Origin of the sequence: Burkholderia sp. MSMB2157WGS, from assembly GCF_001532755.1 — a bacterium.
In the GTDB taxonomy this organism is placed as follows: Bacteria; Pseudomonadota; Gammaproteobacteria; order Burkholderiales; family Burkholderiaceae; genus Burkholderia.
Map to the genome: position 1 here is coordinate 547270 of NZ_LPJG01000030.1, position 20637 is coordinate 567906.

The 20637-nt window shown below is 68.6% G+C and carries 17 protein-coding genes; 7 read left to right on the forward strand and 10 right to left on the reverse strand.

The window, feature by feature from the left end; genetic code table 11:
- Positions 1-201 precede the first annotated feature (201 nt).
- From WT53_RS21035 to WT53_RS21050, 4 genes are all read right to left on the reverse strand, one after another.
- Entirely contained in the window at positions 202-1272 is a 1071-nt protein-coding gene (locus WT53_RS21035) for an AI-2E family transporter (RefSeq protein WP_034204918.1), read from the reverse strand.
- 137 nt (positions 1273-1409) lie between these two features.
- Positions 1410-2519 carry an NADH:flavin oxidoreductase/NADH oxidase gene (locus WT53_RS21040; RefSeq protein ID WP_034204919.1) on the reverse strand — a complete coding sequence of 370 codons (1110 nt, stop codon included), beginning with the start codon at positions 2517-2519 and terminating at the stop codon, positions 1410-1412.
- A gap of 140 nt (positions 2520-2659) precedes the next feature.
- A complete protein-coding gene (locus WT53_RS21045) occupies positions 2660-3346 on the reverse strand; it encodes a type 1 glutamine amidotransferase domain-containing protein (protein ID WP_059783628.1) in 687 nt (228 codons plus the stop codon).
- Between the two features lie 361 nt (positions 3347-3707).
- Positions 3708-4733, reverse strand: coding sequence for a substrate-binding domain-containing protein (locus WT53_RS21050; RefSeq protein WP_060261242.1), 1026 nt, complete (start codon positions 4731-4733; stop codon positions 3708-3710).
- Between the two features lie 196 nt (positions 4734-4929).
- On the opposite strand from WT53_RS21050, the gene WT53_RS21055 reads away from it, so the two are divergent.
- Complete coding sequence (locus tag WT53_RS21055; RefSeq protein WP_034204922.1) at positions 4930-6513, forward strand: glycoside hydrolase family 68 protein; 1584 nt, start codon at positions 4930-4932, stop codon at positions 6511-6513.
- Positions 6514-6709: 196 nt separating this feature from the next.
- Positions 6710-8347: a glycoside hydrolase family 32 protein gene (locus tag WT53_RS21060; protein WP_060261246.1), complete on the forward strand. Its 1638-nt coding sequence runs from the start codon at positions 6710-6712 to the stop codon at positions 8345-8347.
- A gap of 67 nt (positions 8348-8414) precedes the next feature.
- Here WT53_RS21060 and WT53_RS21065 read toward each other — a convergent pair whose 3' ends face one another.
- Complete coding sequence (locus tag WT53_RS21065; protein ID WP_059822799.1) at positions 8415-9164, reverse strand: SDR family oxidoreductase; 750 nt, start codon at positions 9162-9164, stop codon at positions 8415-8417.
- A 122-nt stretch (positions 9165-9286) separates the two neighbouring features.
- On the reverse strand, positions 9287-10204 hold the full coding sequence (locus WT53_RS21070; RefSeq protein ID WP_034204925.1) for a LysR family transcriptional regulator: 918 nt from the start codon (positions 10202-10204) through the stop codon (positions 9287-9289).
- Positions 10205-10429: 225 nt separating this feature from the next.
- On the opposite strand from WT53_RS21070, the gene WT53_RS21075 reads away from it, so the two are divergent.
- From WT53_RS21075 to WT53_RS21085, 3 genes are all read left to right on the forward strand, one after another.
- On the forward strand, positions 10430-11914 hold the full coding sequence (locus WT53_RS21075) for a PLP-dependent aminotransferase family protein (RefSeq protein WP_060261249.1): 1485 nt from the start codon (positions 10430-10432) through the stop codon (positions 11912-11914).
- 96 nt (positions 11915-12010) lie between these two features.
- Entirely contained in the window at positions 12011-12448 is a 438-nt protein-coding gene (locus WT53_RS21080; protein ID WP_006479143.1) for a carboxymuconolactone decarboxylase family protein, read from the forward strand.
- Positions 12449-12458: 10 nt separating this feature from the next.
- Positions 12459-12878, forward strand: coding sequence for a cupin domain-containing protein (locus WT53_RS21085; protein ID WP_059822507.1), 420 nt, complete (start codon positions 12459-12461; stop codon positions 12876-12878).
- Between the two features lie 104 nt (positions 12879-12982).
- On the opposite strand, the gene WT53_RS21090 is transcribed toward WT53_RS21085, so the two are convergent.
- Together WT53_RS21090 and WT53_RS21095 are read right to left on the reverse strand one after the other, a co-directional pair.
- The gene (locus tag WT53_RS21090) at positions 12983-14203 is read right to left on the reverse strand and encodes a porin (protein WP_059822509.1); all 1221 of its coding nucleotides are present in this window, start codon (positions 14201-14203) and stop codon (positions 12983-12985) included.
- 480 nt (positions 14204-14683) lie between these two features.
- Positions 14684-15751, reverse strand: a complete 1068-nt coding sequence (locus tag WT53_RS21095) for a phytoene/squalene synthase family protein (RefSeq protein WP_059783643.1) — start codon at positions 15749-15751, stop codon at positions 14684-14686.
- A 351-nt stretch (positions 15752-16102) separates the two neighbouring features.
- Here WT53_RS21095 and WT53_RS21100 point away from each other — a divergent pair, with 351 nt between their 5' ends.
- Positions 16103-17248, forward strand: a complete 1146-nt coding sequence (locus tag WT53_RS21100) for a glycerophosphodiester phosphodiesterase (RefSeq protein ID WP_059783645.1) — start codon at positions 16103-16105, stop codon at positions 17246-17248.
- A 70-nt stretch (positions 17249-17318) separates the two neighbouring features.
- Here WT53_RS21100 and WT53_RS21105 read toward each other — a convergent pair whose 3' ends face one another.
- Complete coding sequence (locus tag WT53_RS21105; RefSeq protein ID WP_060261252.1) at positions 17319-18944, reverse strand: rhodanese-related sulfurtransferase; 1626 nt, start codon at positions 18942-18944, stop codon at positions 17319-17321.
- Between the two features lie 105 nt (positions 18945-19049).
- Entirely contained in the window at positions 19050-19616 is a 567-nt protein-coding gene (locus WT53_RS21110) for a cysteine dioxygenase (RefSeq protein WP_060261255.1), read from the reverse strand.
- A gap of 17 nt (positions 19617-19633) precedes the next feature.
- Here WT53_RS21110 and WT53_RS21115 point away from each other — a divergent pair, with 17 nt between their 5' ends.
- A complete protein-coding gene (locus tag WT53_RS21115; protein ID WP_179949039.1) occupies positions 19634-20608 on the forward strand; it encodes a LysR family transcriptional regulator in 975 nt (324 codons plus the stop codon).
- The last annotated feature ends 29 nt before the right edge of the window (positions 20609-20637 follow it).

A 20637-nucleotide genomic window follows, 5' to 3' on the forward strand; every position in this document is an offset into this window, starting at 1 on the left:
ACCGGCGTGATCGAAAGCCCCATGCTACTCGACCTTTGGGTCCGGATCGAAAAGAAATGTAGAGATCTTTATCCGGATCTCTGCATTTGCGCGTCTTCGCGGCGACGGCCGAATCGTCATCGATCGTCGCAGACGATGCGCCGGTGCGCGCGCATCCGCGCCGCTGCATCGGCGCATCGACCCGTGCAGCGGCATGCGCGATCAGGCGATCCATTCGGTCCACAGCATCGTCAGCACCGTCATCAGCGCAGGCCCGACGAACAGCCCGATCAGGCCGAACGTCTCGGCGCCGCCGAGGATGCCGAACAGCACGAGCAGGAACGGTAGCCGCGTCGACCCGCCGATCAGCACCGGCCGCACGAAATGCTCGGCGACGAACACGACGACGAACCCGAGCGCCGCCACCACGACGGCCCACATGGTCGCCCCCTGCACGAACAGCCAGAGCGCCGCGCCGCAGAACACGACCGGCGCGCAGAACGGCAGCATCGCGGCGACCGCCGTGACGAGCCCGAGCAGCGCCGCGTGCGGCACGCCGGCGAGCGCATAGGCGACGCCGAGCAACGCGCCCTCGCCGAGCCCGACGACGACGAGCCCGGTCACCGTGCCGTACACGGCCGCAACCATGCGCTCGATCAGTTGCGCGCCGTTGCGCCCGAACGCGCGCCGCGCGCCCTGCAGCAGCGCGCCCGACAGCTTGTGGCCGGCGCGCAGGATCACGAACAGCGTGACGAGCATGAAACCGAATTCGAGCAGCACATGCGCGAGCTTCGTGCCGAATTGCCGGCCGAACGCGAGGAATTTCTCACCGTTGACGCCATGCATCGCGGTGGCCGCATGCAGCGGATGGCCGAGATTGGCCTGCCACCATTCGGTGATCTGCGCGGCGCCGTACGGCAAGCGGCCGACCACGTCAGGCAGCGGAATGCCGTTGTCCTGGACCGTGCGCAGCCACTCGCGCAGGTCGTGCGCCTGCGCGATCGCCTGGGCCGTCGCGACGGCCACCGGCAGCACGACGAGCAGCGAAATCGCCGCCGTGATGACGGTCGCGATCAACGTCGGCCGATCGCGGAACAGCCGGTGCGATTCGAAGCGTTTCAGCAGCGGCCACATCGCGATCGCGATCACGCAGGCCCATGCGATGGCGGGGATGAAGTCGCGGATCACCCACAGCGCGAGCACCAGCAGCGCCGCATACAGCGCGACGCGGGCGATCTGCTGCGCGCGCGGCCGCGCGGCGGAATCGTGAGACGACGGGACATGTGCGCCCATGGCACCTCTGTCGAAATGAAAAAAATGGCGGCTCGCCCAGGCAACCGGCCTGGACGAACCGCCATTCTATCCATCGGCGCCGGATCGGCGGCCCGCGCGATGCGCGGGCCGCCCGGCGCGACGTCGACGCGCCCCGCTCAGGCGGCCTTGTCGGCGATCCGGTAGCGCTCGAGCCAGTGCGCGTACGGCGCGGGCAACGTCCACGACGGACGCTCGACGCCGAGCTGCTTGGCCGCGTAGTACGGCCAGTGCGGGTCGGCCAGGTGCGCGCGGCCGACCATCACGAGATCGAGCTGCGCTTGCTCGATCACGCGGTTCGCCAGTTGCGGCGTGTCGATTCCCCACGCGGACGACACCGGCAGCCCGGCCTCGCGACGCACGCGCTCGGCGATCGGCGCGAGAAACGCCGGCCCCCATGGAATCTGCGCGGCAGGCGTCGAGAAGCCGATCGACACGCTCAACATGTCGAGCCCTTCCCGCTTCATCCGCTGCGTGAGCGCGATCGACTCGGCGAGCGTCTCTTCGTCGCGGCCGTCGTATTCGATCACGCCCAGGCGCGCGGTCAGCGGCAGATGCTCGGGCCACACCTTGCGAACGGCCGCGAGCGTGTCGACGAGAAAGCGGCCGCGGTTTTCGGCCGAACCGCCGTATTCGTCGGTGCGCTGGTTCGAATGCACCGAGAAGAAGCTCTGGCCGAGATAGCCGTGCGCGAAGTGCAATTCGAGCCATTCGAAACCGAGGTCGCGTGCACGCCGCGCCGCGGCGACGAAGTCGGCCTGCACGCGGGCGATGTCGTCGTGCGTCATTTCACGCGGCACCTTCGGCAGGTGCGCACCGAACGGCACCGCCGACGGCGCGATGGTCTGCCAGCCGCGCGGATCGCCGTCCGCGATATGGTCGTCGCCTTCCCACGGACGGTTCGCGCTCGCCTTGCGGCCTGCATGCGCGATCTGGATGCCGGGCACCGCGCCGGCCGCCTTGATCGCCGCGACCGACGGCGCGAACGCGTCGGCCTGCGCGTCGTTCCACAACCCCGCGCAGCCCGGCGTGATGCGCCCTTCCGGCGACACGGCCGTCGCCTCCGCGATCACGAGGCCCGCGCCGCCGCGCGCGATGCCGGCCAGATGCACGTGATGCCAGTCGTTGACGACGCCGTCCTCGGCGACGTACTGGCACATCGGCGGCACCGCGATGCGGTTGCGCAGCGTGACATCCTTGAGTTTGAACGGTTCGAACAGGGCAGACATCCACGACTCCTTTGCTGGGTTCTACGAAACGGATGGGATGCGCGGTGCGGAGCGCACGGCGCGACGATGCGGGCCGTCGGCGGACCGGCTGCGCCCGACGACGGCAAGGAAACGGCGCCGGCCCGGCCGGCGCCATGCGCTTAGCGGTGGCCGAGCTTCGCGAGCAGCGCCTCGGCCGCGGGCGCCGACGACGCGGGGTTCTGCCCGGTGATCAGCAGCCCGTCGGTGACGACATGCGGCGCCCAGTCGGCGCTGCGCTCGAATGCCGCGCCGTTGGTCTTCAGCATGTCCTCGACGAGGAACGGCACGACTTCGGTCAGCTCGACGGCCGCTTCCTCGCTGTTGGTGAAACCCGTCGCGCGCTTGCCGCGCACGACCGACTCGCCGGTCTGCGGGTTCTTCACGTGGCGCAGCACGCCCGGCGCGTGGCAGACCGCCGCGACCGGCTTGCCGGCCGCGAGCATGCGCTCGATCAGGCCGATCGAATGCAGATCCTCGGCGAGATCCCACAGCGGGCCGTGGCCGCCCGGGTAGAACACGGCGTCGTAGTCGTCCGCCGACACCTCGGCCAGCTTGCGCGTCGACGCGAGTTCGGCCTTGGCCGCCGCATCGGCGTCGAAGCGGCGCGTCGCGTCGGTCTGGGCGGTCGGATCGCTGCTCTTCGGGTCGAGCGGCGGCTGGCCGCCCTTCGGCGACGCGAGCGTCAGCTCGATGCCCGCATCCTTGAACGTGTAGTACGGCGCGGCCAGTTCCTCGAGCCAGAAGCCGGTTTTCTTGCCGGTGTCGCCCAGCGCATCGTGCGAGGTCAGGACAACCAGAATCTTCATGATCGGACACTCCTTCGAAAATGAACGGGGAACGGGGCCGCACGTCGGCACGGCGCGCCTGTCGGTTAGTCACCCAGCGGGCGGCAACGTGCGATCCATTCGTCCGCATGCGATATACGCCTATTAGACCAGTCGTCTAGAAGCGGCCGAAATAAAACGACGGCGTCCCGCTGCATGAACCTGCCAGGAACGTCGCCGCATTCACGAGGACGGATGATATCCCCGGATTAGACCGGTCGTCTAGAAGAACGCGTATTCGCCCCTGCCATCGTCATGGCTTTTTCGACGGAGCGCGCAGTCCGGCATCGCCATCGCCGCCTCCCGCCGTCCCGCCGCCCTGCCGTGCGCCGGCCACCGCCGGCTATCCGCGCAACGGACCGTCCGTATCGCCCGCTTCGATTGCCGGCGCTTCGAGCCGCTGATCGCACACGCCGTCGTCCAGCAGCCGCAGCATCAGTTCCGCCAGCGTGCGTCCCGATGCATGCCCGGTCGGCTGCATGACCGCCGTGACACGGTACGGATGCGCGATATCCGGCGGCACGCCGTCATAGACGATCAGCGACATGTCCGCGCCCAGGCGCAATCCGCTGTCGACCAGCGCGCGAAACGCGCCGCCGCCCGCGATGTTGTTGTCGACCAGCAGCGCGGTCGGCGGCTCGGCGTGCGCGAGCAACGCCCGCGCCGCCTGCAGCCCGCCGTCGTGCGTAAACGGGCACTCGACGAGCAGCGCCGGCTGCGTGTCGATACCGGCTTCGCGCAATGCCGACAGATAACCGGCGCGCCGCTGCGCGGCGAAATTCAGCGTCAGCGGCGCGCTGATCATCGCGATGCGCCGATGCCCGAAGCCGATCAGCCGGCGCACCGCGTCGCGCGCGCCCGCCTCGTTGTCGAAGTCGAACCACGCATACGGGCCGGCCGCCTGCGTGCGGCCGTACGCGACGTACGGAAACGCGCTCGCCCGCAGGTACACGATACGCGGGTCGTCCACCAGCGTGCGCGCGACGATCAGCCCGTCGACGAGCTTGCCGTCGACGATGCGCCGATAGGTATCCAGTTCCGCGTTCGGTCGCGCCGACGCGATGATGAAATCGAGATTGCGCTCGGCGAGCCGCTCGGTGATGCCCGCGACGACTTCGCCAAAGCGCGGATCGCCGAGATCGCCGGCGCCGAACGGGTAGACGATCCCGATCATGTCGGCCCGCCCGGTCGCGAGCCGGCGCGCGGTCGGATCGGCCACGTAGCCCATTTCCCGCGCGGCTTTCGCCACCCGCTCGCGCGTCGCCTCGCTGACATCGTCGTAGCCATTCAACGCACGGCTGACCGTCGTCCGCGACAGCCCGAGCGCGTCCGACAGCGCCTTCAGATTCACCTTCCCCGTCACCGTCATCCCTCGCAGTCGCCGATCCGCCCGGCCGCCCGAACACTCGGACGCGCCGAGCGGGTAATTATTTCCATTGGGTAATGATTACCGTCAAATAAATATCTTTTGCGTTCCAAACCGGTTTGAAATAGCATCCAAACCGGTTTGGACATCGATGCCCACTCAGCCGTTCACTTTCAACTATCCAGGAAACGACGACGAGATGACATACTTTCCCCTTTTCCGCCCGACCGCGGCCAAACGTTTGCTGCTCGCTGGCGGCGCACTCGCCGCCTTCGCGTCCGTCGCGCACGCGCAGTCCGGCGGCACGGGCGCGCCGATGCCCACGCCCCATACGCAGCAGGCCTACGATCCCGAAGGCAATTTCACGATGCGCTGGACGCGGGCGGACATCCGCCAGATCGTCGCGCAATCGCACACCGCCGGCGCCGACAGGAATTCGCTGCCGCAAGCGCTGACGATGCCGGACATCCCGCAGGATTTCCCGCTGATCAACTCGAACGTGTGGGTATGGGACACGTGGCCGCTGGCCGACCTGCGCGCGAACCAGCTCAGCTACAAGGGCTGGGAGGTGATCTTCTCGCTCACCGCCGATCCGCACGCCGGCTACACGTTCGACGACCGTCACGTCCACGCCCGCATCGGCTTCTTCTATCGCCGCGCCGGCATCCCCGCGTCGCAACGCCCCGCGAACGGCGGCTGGACCTGGGGCGGCCACCTGTTCCCGGACGGTGCGAGCGTCAAGGTGTTCGGCACCGCACCGATGACCAACAACGCCGAATGGTCGGGCTCCGCGCGCCTCACCAACGGCGACAACGTCAGCCTCTACTACACCGCGACGTCGTTCAACCGCTCGGCCCCCGGCGGCGCCGACATCACGCCGCCGCAGGCGATCATCACGCGCGCCGACGGCCACATCCACGCCGACGACAAGCACGTGTGGTTCACCGGCTTCGACGATCACAAGGCGCTGCTTGAACCGGACGGCAACTACTACCAGACCGGCCAGCAGAACACCTACTTCTCGTTCCGCGATCCGTTCGTGTTCACCGATCCCGCCCATCCGGGCAAGACCTACATGGTGTTCGAAGGCAATACCGGCGGCCCGCGCGGCGCACGCACCTGCACCGAGGCCGATCTCGGCTATGCGCCGAACGATCCGAACCGGGAAGATCTCAACGCGGTGATGAATTCGGGCGCAGTGTATCAAAAGGCCAACGTCGGCCTTGCGGTCGCGACGAATCCGCAACTGACCCAGTGGAAGTTCCTGCCGCCGATCCTGTCGGCGAACTGCGTCGACGACCAGACCGAGCGTCCGCAAATCTATCTGAAGGACGGCAAGTACTACCTGTTCACGATCAGCCACCGCACGACGATGGCGGCCGGCGTCGACGGCCCGGACGGCGTGTACGGCTTCGTCGGCAACGGCATCCGCAGCGACTTCCTGCCGCTGAACGGCGGCAGCGGCCTCGTGCTGGGCAACCCGACCGACTTCTCCGCGCCGGCCGGCGCACCGTATTCGCAGGACCCGAACCAGAACCCGCGCGAATTCCAGTCGTATTCGCACTACGTGATGCCGGGCGGGCTCGTCGAGTCGTTCATCGATGCGATCGGCCCGCGCCGCGGCGGCACGCTCGCGCCGACGGTGAAGGTCAACATCAACGGCACGTCGACGGCGGTCGACCGCACGTACGGACGCGGCGGCCTCGGCGGCTACGGCGACATCCCCGCGAACCTGCCGGCGACGGGCGCCGGCCACGACGGCGGCCCGGGCACCCGTCCGTAACGGCGGCGGCAATCAGGACAACCAACGATAACGATCGTCTCTGAAGGCACGAGGTTCAGGAGGCGCGTATCGCGCGTGTCGCGTGTGCGCCTCCTCTTTTTTATTTCGACTTTTCTTTCGACCATCGCGCATGCCGCCGTTGCAGCCGGCCTGCGCCCTCCTTTCCCGCTTCGTCCGACGAAGCGCCTGGCCCCGCATGAAATCGACGTCTTTTCGCTGCTCCGTCCGCCTCGTCCGGCTGCTGCTCGTCTGCATGGCCTGCACGCAGGCCGCCGCCGCGCCATGCCACACGCCGGCCGACAACGGCACGCCGCAATGGCGGCCCGCCCTCCACTACACGCCGCAGCGCAACTGGATGAACGACCCGAACGGGCTCGTCTACGAGAACGGCCGCTATCACCTGTTCTATCAGTACAACCCGCTCGGCAACGACTGGGGCAACATGTCGTGGGGCCACGCGATCAGCACCGATCTCGTCCACTGGCGCGAGCAGCCGGTCGCGATGCGCGCGAACGCCACCGAGGAAATCTTCTCCGGCTCGATCGTCGCCGATACCCTGAACACGTCCGGCCTCGGCAAACCGGGCCACACGCCGCTCGTCGCGCTCTATACGAGCGTCTACAAGCCCGGCTCGGGTCACGCACCCGGCATACAGGCCCAGTCGCTCGCGTACAGCCTCGATCGGGGTACGACGTGGCAGCCGTACGCGCACAACCCGGTGCTGACGCTCGATCCGGAATCGAAGCAATTTCGCGACCCGAAAGTGTCGTGGTATGCGCCGGGCGGCTACTGGTTGATGACGACGGTCGTCGCCGATGCGCAGGTCGTGAAGCTCTATCGTTCGGACGACCTGATCCACTGGTCGTTCCTGAGCGATTTCACGCTGCCGGACGTGCCGCATGCGGGCGCGCTGTGGGAAATGCCCGATCTCGTCCCGCTGCCGCTCGACGGCGATCCCCGCCGCATCAAGTGGGTGATGATCGTCAACGTGAATCCGTGGTCGATCGCCGGCGGCTCCGGCGCGATGTATTTCGTCGGCGACTTCGACGGCCGCACGTTCGTGCCCGACCGCGTCGCGCCGAGCGGCTCGGATCCCGCGCAATTCCGCTGGGTCGATCACGGCGCCGATTTCTATGCGGCCGGCACGTTCTCCGGCGCGCCCGGCGCCCGGCCGGTCGCGATCGCATGGATGAGCAACTGGGATTACGCGGCAAAGGCGCCGACCGCCCCATGGCGCGGCGCGACCACGCTGCCGCGCGAACTGTCGCTGAAGACGATCGACGGCGAGCCGAGACTCGTCGTCGCACCCGCCGCCGCCTTCGACGCATGGGCCGACGGTCGGCCCGCCGTGCATGAAGGCGACGTCACGGTCGACTCCGCTACCCGGGTGCTGTCGGCCGCCACGCGCGGCGTCGTCCAGCGCATCACCGTGACGATCTCGCCGCAGCGTGCCGCGCGCGCGGGGCTGATCGTCCGGCGCTCGGGCGACGGCTCGATCGGCACCCGGATCGTGTACGACACCGCGAAGCGCACGCTGACGCTCGACCGCTCGCAATCCGGCGAAGCGAATTTCGTCGGCACGTTCAGCCGCGAGCACATCGTCGATCTGCCGCTCGAACACGGGCAACTGCGGCTCGAGATCGTCGTCGATCGCGGGTCGGTCGAGGTCTTCGCGAACGGCGGCCGCGTAGCGCTGACGGACCTGATCTTTCCGCCGCTCGATGCGGATCGCGTGGCCGTGTTCGCCGAGCAAGGCCGCGCGACGTTCGCGGGGTTGACGGTGACGCAACTGGAAACCGGCGACGCCGCGCGCGGCGCGTGTGCATCCCGCTAGCGCATGTGACGGGGGCCGCTCGCCCGGCACCGTATCGGCCGGTGACGGTCCCCGCCCGCCTCGCCCCTCAGAGCAAACCCATCCCGCCCGACGCGATGATTTCCGCGCCGACGATGAACGCGGATTCCGGCGCGCTCAGGTGCAGCACCGTCGACGCGATTTCGTCCGGCGTGCCGAACCGGCCGATCGGAACGAGGCCCTTGATCTTGTCGGCCGTCTCGTCGAGCGTCGCCGCATCGAGCCCGAGCTTGCCGTACAACGGTGTCTGCACCGGCCCCGGGCTGACCACGTTCACGCGCACGCCATGCGGCAGCAGTTCCGTCGACAACGTCTTCGCGAACGAATTGACGGCCGCCTTGCTCGCCGCGTACACCGACGAACCCGGCATCCCGATGTGCGCGTTGATCGAGCCGTTGATCACGATCGATGCGCCGCGGTTCAGCAGCGGCACGAGCGACTGGATCTGGAAATACGCGCCCTTCACGTTGGTGTTGAAGACGAGGTCCCACATCGCTTCGTCGCTGTCGGCGAACGGCGCGAGTTTCGCGACGCCCGCGTTGACGAATACCGCGTCGAGCCGCACGCCGGCGGCGGCGATCGCGTCGGCCAGCGCGCGGGCCGACGCGACGCTGCCGGCTTCGTTGCGAATCGCCCGCGCCTCTTCGCCGAGCGTTCGACGGGCGGCTTCCAGCGTGTCGGCGTCGCGCCCGGTGATGATGACTCGCGCGCCTTCGGCCGCAAATGCGCGGGCGGCCGCCAGGCCGATGCCGCTGTTGCCGCCCGTGACGAGGACCGTCTTTCCTTCGAAGCGTTGCATGATGTTCTCCTGTGAACCGGTGAGTTGACCGTGAGCACAGGATGCGCGCGACGCGCGGCGTTGCCTTACGACCGGCGCGGCGAACATGTTCGAAAACGTCGAACATGTTGAAGCGAGCGCGCTCAACCGACCACGTCGATCCCGTCGAGCAATCGCCGCGCGAGTCGCGGCTCGCGCAGTCGCTCCAGCCACCATTGCAGCGCGCGACCGTCGCGGTCGCCGTGCCACGCGACGTACAGCAGATTCGGCTCGCGCGGATCGGCCGTCTGCTTCTCGACCAGTTCGCCGCGCGCGAGCAACGACGTCACGCGCCGGCGCGGCACCCAGCCGACGCCGAGCGCATCGCGCTGCGCGAGGATCTTCGCACGCATCGACGGCACCGCCAGCATCGCCTGCCCGCCGAGCAGGCCGTACGCGCGGCCGGCCGCGCGCCGCGACGAATCGGCGACGACGACCGCGCGGTGCGCGCCGATCGCATCGCGCGTCAGCACCGCGCTCGCGGACGCCAGCGGATGGCGCGGCGACACCGCGAACACCCATTCCATCGCACCGAGTTCGAACCACTTGAGGCCCGGAATCGCCGGCGGCTCGTTGGTCGCACCGACGACCAGATCCGCGCGGCCGTCGCGCAACGCCTCCCAGGTCCCGCCGAGCACCTCGTGCGTGAAACGCAGCGACACGCCGGAATCGAGCGCATCGAATGCGCGAACGACCGGCAGCAGCGTATCGAACTCCAGCACTTCGTCGCTGACGATCCACAGCCGGTCCTCCCAGCCGCTCGCGACCTGTCGCACGCGTTGCGTCAGCCGTGCGACGTCGAGCGCCAGCCGCGCCGCCTCGTCGGCCAGCAATTGTCCGGCCGGCGTGAGTTGCAGCCGATAGCCGCGCCGGTCGAACAGCAATGCGTCGAACCGCGTTTCGAGCTGGCGCGCCGCATGCGACACCGTCGAAGGCGCCTTGCCGAGCCGCGCGGCGGCACGCGACAGGCTGCCGGTGGCGCGGATCGCATCGAGCAGCGCCAGTTCGTCTTCGGACAGCATGAGGTCGCTCCGGGATGAGGTTGTCGTGGATCGTACGGCAGCGGCACGCGGCGGTCCAATCGGACGACGGGCCGGCTTGCCGGGACGGCCGGTTCCCGCCGCGGGAATGCGTGGCCCGGCCGCTCTCGCGCGAAGCCGCTCGCCCACTGTCAACCCGCCGCTGATGCCGGCAACTTCCGGTATGCTGATTCACGCGAAACGACTCGAATCGAGGTAACCACTGCGATGGACATCGCGATCCGCATCGAAGGCCGTCACGACCTGACGGGGCAAATCTTCCGGCAACTGCGCACCGCGATCGTCGACGGGCGTCTCGAAGGTGGCGCGCGGCTGCCGTCGACGCGCGACCTCGCGAAACAGCTCGGCGTGTCGCGCAAGACGACGCTCGACGCCTTCGAGCGCCTCGTCGCCGAGGGCTACCTGACGACACGCGCCGGCGACGGCACGTTCGTCGCCGACGGCCTGGCGCGCGTGCCGCACGCCGCGGCGACGTCGGCGCAGTCGATCGTCGACGAGACGCCGCGCGTCGACGCGGTCGATGCGCGCGCGCTGTGGAACGACCTGCCCGATGCGCTCGCGATGCCCGCGCCGCAGGACGCGCCCGGCTTCGACTTTCGCGGCGGCGTGACCGACAAGACGCTGTTCCCGTTCGACGCATGGCGGCGCTGCCTGCATCACGCGCTGCGTCGGCAGGCGCGCGGCCCCGGCCAGTATCACGACCCGGCCGGCGACCCGCAGTTGCGCGGCGCGATCGCGCGCTACGTCGCATTCAGCCGCGCGGTCGCCTGCAGTTGGGACGACGTGCTCGTCACGCAAGGCGCGCAACAGGCGCTCGACCTGCTCGCGCGCGTCGTCGTGCGGCCGGGCGACGTCGTCGCGGTCGAGGATCCCGGCTATCCGCCGGCGCGCGCCGCGTTCGCGTCGCTCGGCGCGACGGTGATCGGCGTGCCGGTCGACGCGCACGGCCTCGTCACGGAGCGGCTGCCGGACGACGCGCGGCTCGTCTACGTGACGCCGTCGCACCAGTTCCCGCTCGGCATGCCGATGACGCTCGATCGCCGCGTCGCGCTGCTCGAATGGGCGCAGCACCGTCGCGCGGTGATCATCGAGGACGACTACGACGGCGAATTCCGTTTCGAAGGGCGGCCGGTCGAATCGCTGAAGAGCCTCGACCGCACGGGCCTCGTCGCGTACGTCGGCACGTTCTCGAAGACGATTTTCCCCGAGTTGAGGATCGGCTACGCGATTCCGCCGCGCGCGCTGCGCGGCGCGCTCGCCAAGGCCAAGCAGATCGTCGACTGGCACACGTGCACGCTGACGCAGGCGGCGCTCGCGCGCTTCATGCTCGAAGGCGATTTCGCGCGGCACCTGAAACGCGTGCAGAAGCACTACGACGCGCGTCGCAAGATGCTGATCGCCCACCTGCGCGGCGAACTCGCGCCGTGGTTCGACGCAATCGTGCCGACCGCCGGCATCCACCTGGCCGCGCACCTGAAGCCGGGGCTCGACGAAGCGGCGCTGGTCCGCGCGGCGCGGGCGCAGGACATCGGTCTGTACGGAATCTCGGCGTTCCACGTGGGCGTGCCGGTGCGCCCGGGGCTGCTGTTCGGCTATGGCGGAATCGACGCGCTGCGCATCGACGCGGCGCTCGCGAAGCTGGCCGGTTTGCTGGAGGCCAGCCTCGCGGGCGGGTCGCCACTGGTTACCTAAATTTTCCCGGAATTGGTTATTCAAGCAGGCCAGTGCGGCTCTTAAAGTGGGTCCTGTCGCGCCACCCCGGCGCTACCCAACCGAAAAGGACCTGCCATGCAACCGCGCCTGAACTTCTATGCCGCCAGCCCGAATGCCATCAAGGTGATGCGCAACGCCGAGGAATTCCTCGCGAAGAGCTCGATCGAGAAGCCGCTCGCCGAGCTCGTCCGCCTGCGCGCGTCGCAGATCAACGGCTGCGCGTTCTGCGTCGACATGCACACGACCGATGCGCGCAAGGGCGGCGAAACCGATCGCCGTCTCGCGACCGTCGTCACGTGGCGCGAAACGCCGTTCTTCACCGAGCGCGAACGCGCGGCGCTGGAATGGACCGAGGCGCTGACGCTGGTGGCCAGCAACCATGTGCCCGACGCCGTCTGGGAAGCCGTGAAGCCGCACTTCACCGACGAGGAGCTGTTCGACCTGTCGATGCTGATCGCGACGATCAACTCGTGGAACCGCTTCGCGATCGCGTTCCGCAAGATGCCCGAGTAAGGAGGCGACGATGATCCGTGCCCCGCTCCATCGTGTCGCGCTGTCCGCCGGGCTCGTGCTCGCCGCGGCGCTGCCGGCCGCGGCCCATGCGCACGACGCCGGCGACGCCGTGCACGCGATCATGCAGCAGGCCGTGCCCGAAGCGCCCGGCAAGCGCGTCGTCGTCGCGACGGTCGACTATGCGCCCGGTCAGGCGTCCGAAGCGCATCGGCATCTCGGCTCGGTGTTCGCCGTCGTGTCGAAAGGCGAAGTGCTGTCGCAGGTGAACGGCGGCCCGCTGCAACGCTATCGCGCCGGCGAAGGCTGGTACGAGCCGCCCGGCTCGCGGCACCAGGTGTCGCGCAATGCGAGCGCGACCGAGCCCGCGCAACTCGTCGTGTTCGGGCTGACGGGCGAGCATCAGCCGTTGAAGTCGCCGATCGATCGGTGATCCTGAGGATCGGGCGAACGCTCGCGACGTAAACGAAAAAACCGGCTCGAAAGCCGGTTTTTTCATCCCGCATGCCGTGAGCGGCGCTCGCGCGCCGCGCGGCATCAGAAGCGGTGGATCAGGCCGACGCCGACGCCGATCTGGTTCTGCTTCGAACCCGCGCCCACGCCATCACCGATCGACGTGGTCGCCGAGATGATTGCGTTGCCCTTGGTGTTCAGCGTGTTGCCGCTTGCGTGCTGGTAAGCCTCAACCGCGTACAGGCCCGTGCGCTTCGACAGGCTGTAGTACTGCGACAGCGTGACCTGGTGGTACTTGGCCGAGCTGGTGATGCCGTTCGACTGCGTGGCGGCCGTGTACGAGTAGCCTGCCGCGAAGTCCCACTGAGCCGCTGCCTTCCAGTGCAGCACGGCGCCAGCCGTGTTGAAGATGGCCTTGTTCCGGAAGAACGAACCCGTGCCCGGCGTGTACTGGACGTTCGAGTACGACGCCGAAATGTCCCATGCCGGCGTGAACTGATAGCCCGCCGTCACGGCGATCCGCTGCTGCGACTGCGCGGTCGCGTAGCCGTTGTTGATCGACGAAACGGCCGGCTGGTTGCCGTCGCCCGTTGCCGTCAGGCCGTTCTGGACCGTCGAATTCGCGCCCCACACGCCGCCGCCGAGCGTCGAGTTGTTGACCTTCTGGTAGCCGACCGCGATGCCTGCCGGGCCGTTCAGGTACTGGATCGCCGCGCTCCACGTCGAGCCGCGGTTCGTCGCGCCTGCAACGCCGCCGAACGAGTACGAACCGCCGACCGTGAAGCCGTAGAACTTCGGCGACATGTAGACGAGCGAGTTGTTCGCGCGGTAGCTGGTATCCAGCGAGTCGATATCGCCCGGGTGCGCGCCGTAGTAACCGGTCAGCCAGGTCGTCGGGCTGTACGGCGACAGCAGCGTGTAGTACGCGGTGTACTGGCGGCCGGCCGTCAGCGTACCGTACGTGGTGTTGGTCAGACCAACCCATGCCTGACGCGTGAAGATGCCGTTGGTCCACTGCGACGAGCCGTTAGCCGTGTTGACGCCGGCTTCCAACTGGAAAATCGCCTTCGTGCCACCGCCGAGATCTTCGCTGCCCTTCAGGCCGAAGCGGCTGCCTGCCCACACGCCGGTGGACATCTGCACCTTCGAGTGACCACCCGAGGTTGCACCGACTGCCGACGAGTTGTTCTGCCAGGCCAGACCGTTGTCGACGATACCGTACAGGGTCACGCTGCTCTGGGCGTGGGCGGCGGTAGCGGCTGCGAGACCGACTGCCGTCATGGCGAAAGCGACGCGCTTTTTCATTGATTCTCCGTCCTCAAAGAATGATTTCTTTTCTGGTGTGGTTTTATGACTGACACATGTGCGAGTACATGCCGACGCGATTCTGACGGATTACCAATTGTTTCCCAACATGTGCAGTCGGTCATCGTATGATCGACGCAACGCGCGGGTTCACCAAACGGTTACATGACAGCCCAAAACGCTTGTGCGGCGGGCGTTTCCGGCGTTTGCCGGTGAAAACCCTAGCTTTACATTTTTACGGGTGCCACGCGACCGTCCGATGTCGTCAGACGCCTTCGGCAATGAAACGTCTTACAAATGCGCGATCGAAGCTGACGCCTCGATTCACGCCGCCGCGCAGGATCGCCGACGTTCATGACACCCACGTTTCGAAACGCGAAATCATGAAAACGTTTTAGTCGGCGTGCCGCAGACGCAACGGGAACGGCCCGACGAATGCGGGCCGGGAGGGAATGCCGGCGCCTGCCGCGCCGGCGATCTTCAATGCTGCGTCGCGGGGTGCGCGAGCCGCGCGCTGACGGCATCGACGAGCGCGTTCAGACGCGCGCGGATCGCCGTGTTCGAACCGACCCGCGCGAGCGACGCCGCCATGATCCGGTAGATGCGCTTTCTCGGCACCTTGGCCGGCTTCGCCGGGTCGAGCCACGCAGCGTGGCCGGCCAGCAGTTCGAGCGTTTCGAGGCCGATCATGATCGGCCACAGGCAGGCGAGCCGCAGCCGCACGAAACGACGCGGAATCGCGAGCGTATACAAGCAGGCGTCGCGATACTGGTCGAGCGCGACGCGCAGCAGGTCGACCAGCACGCCGCGCGCGCGCGCCGAAGCCTCCGGCTGCATCAGGTCGGCCACGACGAGCCCGTGCGCGCGCAGCACGTCGTCGGGCAGGTAGCAGCGGCCGATGCGCAGATCCTTCGCGCAGTCGCGCAGTATGTTGGTCATCTGCAGCGCCTTGCCGAAACGGATGCCCTTCTCGCGCATGTCCGGCAGATCCCAGCCGCGCGCGGCGCGCGTGTGCGCGTCCGTCATGTCGGTCCAGAACTCGCCGACGCAGCCCGCGACGAGGTACGTGTAGCGGTCGAGCGCATCGCGCGTCGGCAGCGAGGCGACCTGCCCCGACTGCTCGTCCGGAAACGTGCGCAGGTCGAATTCCATCCCCGCGGTGAGCGTCGCGACGACCTTGCGGATCGACGCGCGATCGGCCTCCGGCTGCGCGCGCAGCAGCGCGAGCATCGGCTCCATCGAGCCCAGCAGCAGGTGTTCGTGCGAATCGGTCTGCATCCGCGTCACGTCCTCGAGCGAACGCGACAGCGCCGCGCCGTCGCCGAGCCGCTCGACGTCGTCGCGCAGGTCGGTCAGCAGCGTCGCACGGCGGTCGGGCGCGACGAGCGCCGTGTCGGCGATCGTGTCGGCCGCGCGCGCAAGCAAATACGCGAGACCGACCGGGTCGCGCATGCCGTCGGGCAGCACGCGCAGCGTCAGGTAGAAGGAGCGGGAAACGTTCTTCAGCAGCTCGCCGAGCAGATAGGCGGGATCGGTATGGGTCGTCATGGGTCGGGAAAAATCGGCCGGCGCGCGCCCCGGGCGCCCGCGCCGGCCCGCGAGTCGCCGCATCGCCGCGCCCGGCGGCGGCGGCCCCGGTGCGGCGATGCAAAATTCCCGCAAGTTTAGTGCATCCGGCGCGCGGGCAGCCTGCGGCGGGCGGATGCCCGCGCGGGCAAACCCGCGCTCGACCGCCCCGGCGCATGCGCCGCCCTCAAAAACAAACGGAAAGGCACGAGTAATACATATGTAATTATTCAGTGCGACGATCGCGCTCCGTTCGATCCCGTTCAGCCCGGCGCCCCGCCCGGCCACCGGCGCGAGCGCCCTTTTCCGACTCCGTTTCGAAGGTTCATCGACATGCTCCTCAAGCGCCCGACCTCCCTGCGCTACGTCCCGTTCGCCTGTGCTGCCGCGTTCCTGCTCGCCGCGTGCGGCGGCGACGACGATCTGACGCGCGATCCCACGCAGCCGATTTCCGCTAAGGTCCAGGTGGTCGGCCATCGCGGCGCGAGCGCGCTGCGCCCCGAACACACGCTCGCGTCGTACCGCAAGGCGATCGAGGACGGCGCGGACATCATCGAGCCCGACCTCGTGGCGACGCGCGACGGCGTGCTGGTCGCGCGCCACGAGAACGAGATCTCGGGCACGACGAACGTGTCGGCGCTGCCGCAGTTCGCGAGCCGCAAGGCGACCAAGACGATCGACGGCGTGCAGTTGACCGGCTGGTTCACCGAGGATTTCACGCTCGCCGAGCTGAAGACGCTGCGGGCGCGCGAGCGCATTCCGCAGGTGCGCCCCGCCAACACCGCGTACAACGACCAGTTCGAGATTCCGACCTTCGACGAGATCGTCGCGCTCGCGAAACAGATGTCCGCACAGACCGGCCGCACGATCCACCTGTATCCGGAAACCAAGCATCCGACCTATTTCCAGTCGATCGGCCTGCCGCTCGAGGACCGTCTCGTCGACGCACTGCTGAAGGATCCGTACACGTCGCGCACGGCGACCGTCTACATCCAGTCGTTCGAAGTCGCGAACCTGAAGACGATCCGCAACCGGATCAAGTCGAGCCAGCCGAACTGGCAGCTCGTGCAGTTGATGGACGAAGCAGGCCAGCGCCCGTACGACTTCGTGAAGGCGAACGACAAGCGCACCTACGGCGACCTGTCGACGCGCGACGGCATGCGCGAAATCGCGACCTATGCGAACGGCGTCGGGCCGTACAAGACGTCGATCATCGCGGTCGCCGCGGACGGCACGCTGCAGCAGCCGACGCCATACGTGCGCTACGCGCACGAGGCCGGCCTCGTCGTGCATCCGTACACGTTCCGCCCCGAGAACAACTTCCTGCCCGCGTCGCTGAAGGACGGCGGCACGCCGGCCACGCGCAACACGGCCGGCTCGGTGCGCGAGATCCAGGCGTACCTGCGCGCGGGCATCGACGGCTTCTTCACCGACGATCCGGCCGTCGGCCGCACGGCCGTCGATACGTTCAAGCGCTGATACGAAGCACCCACCCGCATCGCGACCGGGCGCCGCGCACGACGTGCCGTGCCCGGTCGCCCCGCGTCTGTCAGATCACGTTGAAGTGGTGCGTGCCGTCCCGCTTCAACTGGTCGACCAGCCCGTATTCCCAGTCGAGATATGCCTGCATCGCCGCCGCCGCATTGTCGGTGCCTTCGTACGGGCGCCGGTAGCGATCGACGCGCGGCGACGCGAGACGCGTGTCGCCGCTCTCCAGCGGCAGCCCGGCGTCGATCCATGCGGCCGTGCCGCCGGTCAGCACCCGGATCTCGGCCGACGCCGGCAGCAGCGCGCGGGCGTCGTGCGCCGCGAACCGCGCCAGCAGACTCGATCCGCACGTGAACACGTAGCGCTTCGCGGGCGGAATCGCCGCCAGCGCGTCGCGCAGTTGCGCGCGCACGGCAAACCACGCGCCCGGGACATGACGCTTCACGTAGTTCGCGCTGGCCGTCACGTCGACGATCGCGAGTTCGTCCGGCGCGGCCTCCTTCAGCCAGCCCGCCAGCGTCGCGGGCGACACGTCGGTCGCGGGCGGCGGCGCCGGCACGTCGCGCGGCGGCTGGCCGCGCTCGACGAATGCCGCGGCGCCGGCCGGTTCGACGACACGCACGTCCCAGCCCATCTGCGCGAGCCACGACGCGGTCATGTCCGCGCGCACGCCGTCGTCGTCGGCCAGCACGATCCGCGCGCCGCGCACGGCCGCGTGATGATCGGTCTCCTGCACGAGCTGGCCGCCCGGCGTGCTCAGGAAGCCCGGCAGGTGGCCGGCTTCGTATTCCTCCGGCGTACGCACGTCGAAGCGGTACAGCGTGCGGCCCGGTTCGTCGAGCGCGGCGACGTCGGCCAGCGCGATGCGCGGCACGCCGGCGCGCTCGGCCACCGCGCGGGCGGCCCGACGCGCTTCGGCGCGCTGCGTCGCGTCGATTTCGTCCGGAAAACGGCGCGCCGCGCCGCGCTCGAGCGTCTGGCCGGCCAGCGTCCAGCCGATCGTGCCGTTGCGCAGCGCGGCGACCGGATTCGGCAGCCCCGCGTTGACGAGCGACTGCGTGCCGATGATGCTGCGCGTGCGGCCCGCGCAGTTGACGATCACCTGCGTGTGCGGATCCGGCGCGAGCGCGCGCACGCGCAGCACGAGTTCCGCGCCCGGCACGCTCGTCGACGTCGGGATGTTCATCGTCTGGTATTCGTCGAAGCGGCGCGCGTCGACGATCACGACATCGGCTTTCGTGTCGATCAGCGCCTGCACCTCCTGCGCGGACAGCGACGGCGTATGGCGCTCGGCTTCGACCCATTCGCCGAACGCCTTGCTCGGCACGTTCACGTCGATGAACACTTCGCCGCCCGCGGCGATCCAGCCGGCGAGGCCGCCGTCGAGCAGCCGCACGTCGGTGTAGCCGAGCCGCGCGAGCGTCGCGGCCGCGCGCGGCGCGAGATCCTCGCCGCCGGCTTCGCCGAACACGACGATCGGCGTGTCGCGGCGCGGAATCCGCGTCCACGCGTCGAGTTCGAGCTTCGACAACGGAAAGTTGGCGGCCCACAGCGGATGGCCCTGTGCGTACGGATCTTCCTCGCGTACGTCGATCAGCGCGATCTCGTCGCGGGCCAGCAGGCGCGCGCGTACGTCCTGGTACGACGCGACGGGAAAACGGGAAGTGGAATCGGCGGAGTGCGTCACGATGTCTCTGGGTTGAATACGTTGAAGTCGATGAAGAAAGCGGAGCGGATCGATCTTGACCCCGCCGGCGCGCGTTCGCAACGGCCCGCGCGAGCGGGCTTCGCGTCAGGCATTCGAATAGCCGGACACGAAAGGCTTCACGGTACCGTCGTCCAGGTACACCGCGCGCTCGACCTTGCCGATGTTCGCGCCGTACACGTGGATGCTGATCGATACGCGGTCGGCGAACGCATTGGTCACGCGATGCACGTCGCCGATGCGCGGCGACACGGCCTCGACCTCGCCGGGCTGCAGCCGCACGGCGTCGCCCGCGGGCACCGGCTTGCCGGCCGCGTCGAACCGGTACGGCTGCGAGAACTCGCCGCCGCGCAGCATCCCGATCAGCCCCCACACCGTATGGTCGTGGATCGGCGTCGTCTGGCCGGGCCCCCACACGAAGCTGACGATCGAGAAGCGCTCGTCCGGGTCGAGATGCAGCAGGTACTGCCGATAGCGTTCGGGATCGGGCTGCGCGAACGCGTCGGGCAACCAGTCGTCGTGTTCGACGAGGGCGGCGAGCAGCGCGCCGCCCTCGTCGAGAATGCGCGCCTCGTCCGCGCCGGACGCGAGCAGCGCATCCAGACCCTCGACGAACGGACGCAGCGGCGTCTGCTGCAACGAAAGCTTACTCATCGGCCGTCTCCTCGAATATGATGCCGAATATGATGAATCGTCATGATGCACCGGAAAGACCATGCAGAACAAACATGAAAATTAGCGATATCGATGCTTTTGCAGCGGTCGTCCGCTGCCAGACCCTGAGCCAGGCCGCGGCCGAGCTCGGGATGACGCAGCCCGCGATCACGCGGCGCGTCCAGAATCTCGAGGAAGCGCTCGGCGTGACGCTGCTCGACCGCAACACGAAGCCGCCGCGCCCGACCGACATCGGCCGGCAGGTGTTCGAGCAATGTCGCGCGATCCTGCGCGAGGTCGACGCGCTGCGCGAACTGACGGCCGGCGAGCAACCGCCCGCCGGCGAATTCCGGATCGGGCTCACGCAAGGGCTCGGCGAGCTGATGCTGCCGGCGCTCATCGCGGACCTCGCCGCGCAGTGGCCCGCGCTCGCGACGCACGTCACGACCGCATGGGGCGGCCAGCTCGTCGAGCGCATCGCGCGCCGCGAACTCGATGCGGCGCTGGTCTTCCTCGCGCGCGAAATGATGCTGCCGCCGCAGGTCGAGGGCGCTCGGCTGCTGGCCACGCGGCTCGTCGCGGTCGGCCGCAAGGGCGACTGGCCGCGCCGCAGCTATCGGCTCGCCGATTGCCACGCGCGCGGCTGGGTGCTCAATCCGGACGGCTGCGGCTTTCGGGCGGGCTTGCGGCGTGCGCTCGACGCACAGGGCCTGCCGATGCCGGTCACGCTCGATGCGTACGGCCGCGACCTGCAACTGCAAAGCGTTGCAAACGGCGTCGGCCTCGGATTGATGCCGCTGCCGCTCGTCGAACGCAGCCCGCTGCGCGACGCGCTCGACATCGTGCCGCTCGCCGATTTCAAGCCGCAGATCGACCTGTGGCTGCTGCGCCGGCACGATGCGGCCCGCTTCGATGCGCCGCTCGCGGCCGTCGCCGCGCATGCGCGCACGGCATTCGCGCTGCCCGAGCAATCGCACGACAAGGCCGCATAACGCGGCCCGCGCGGCCGCGCGGCGCCCGC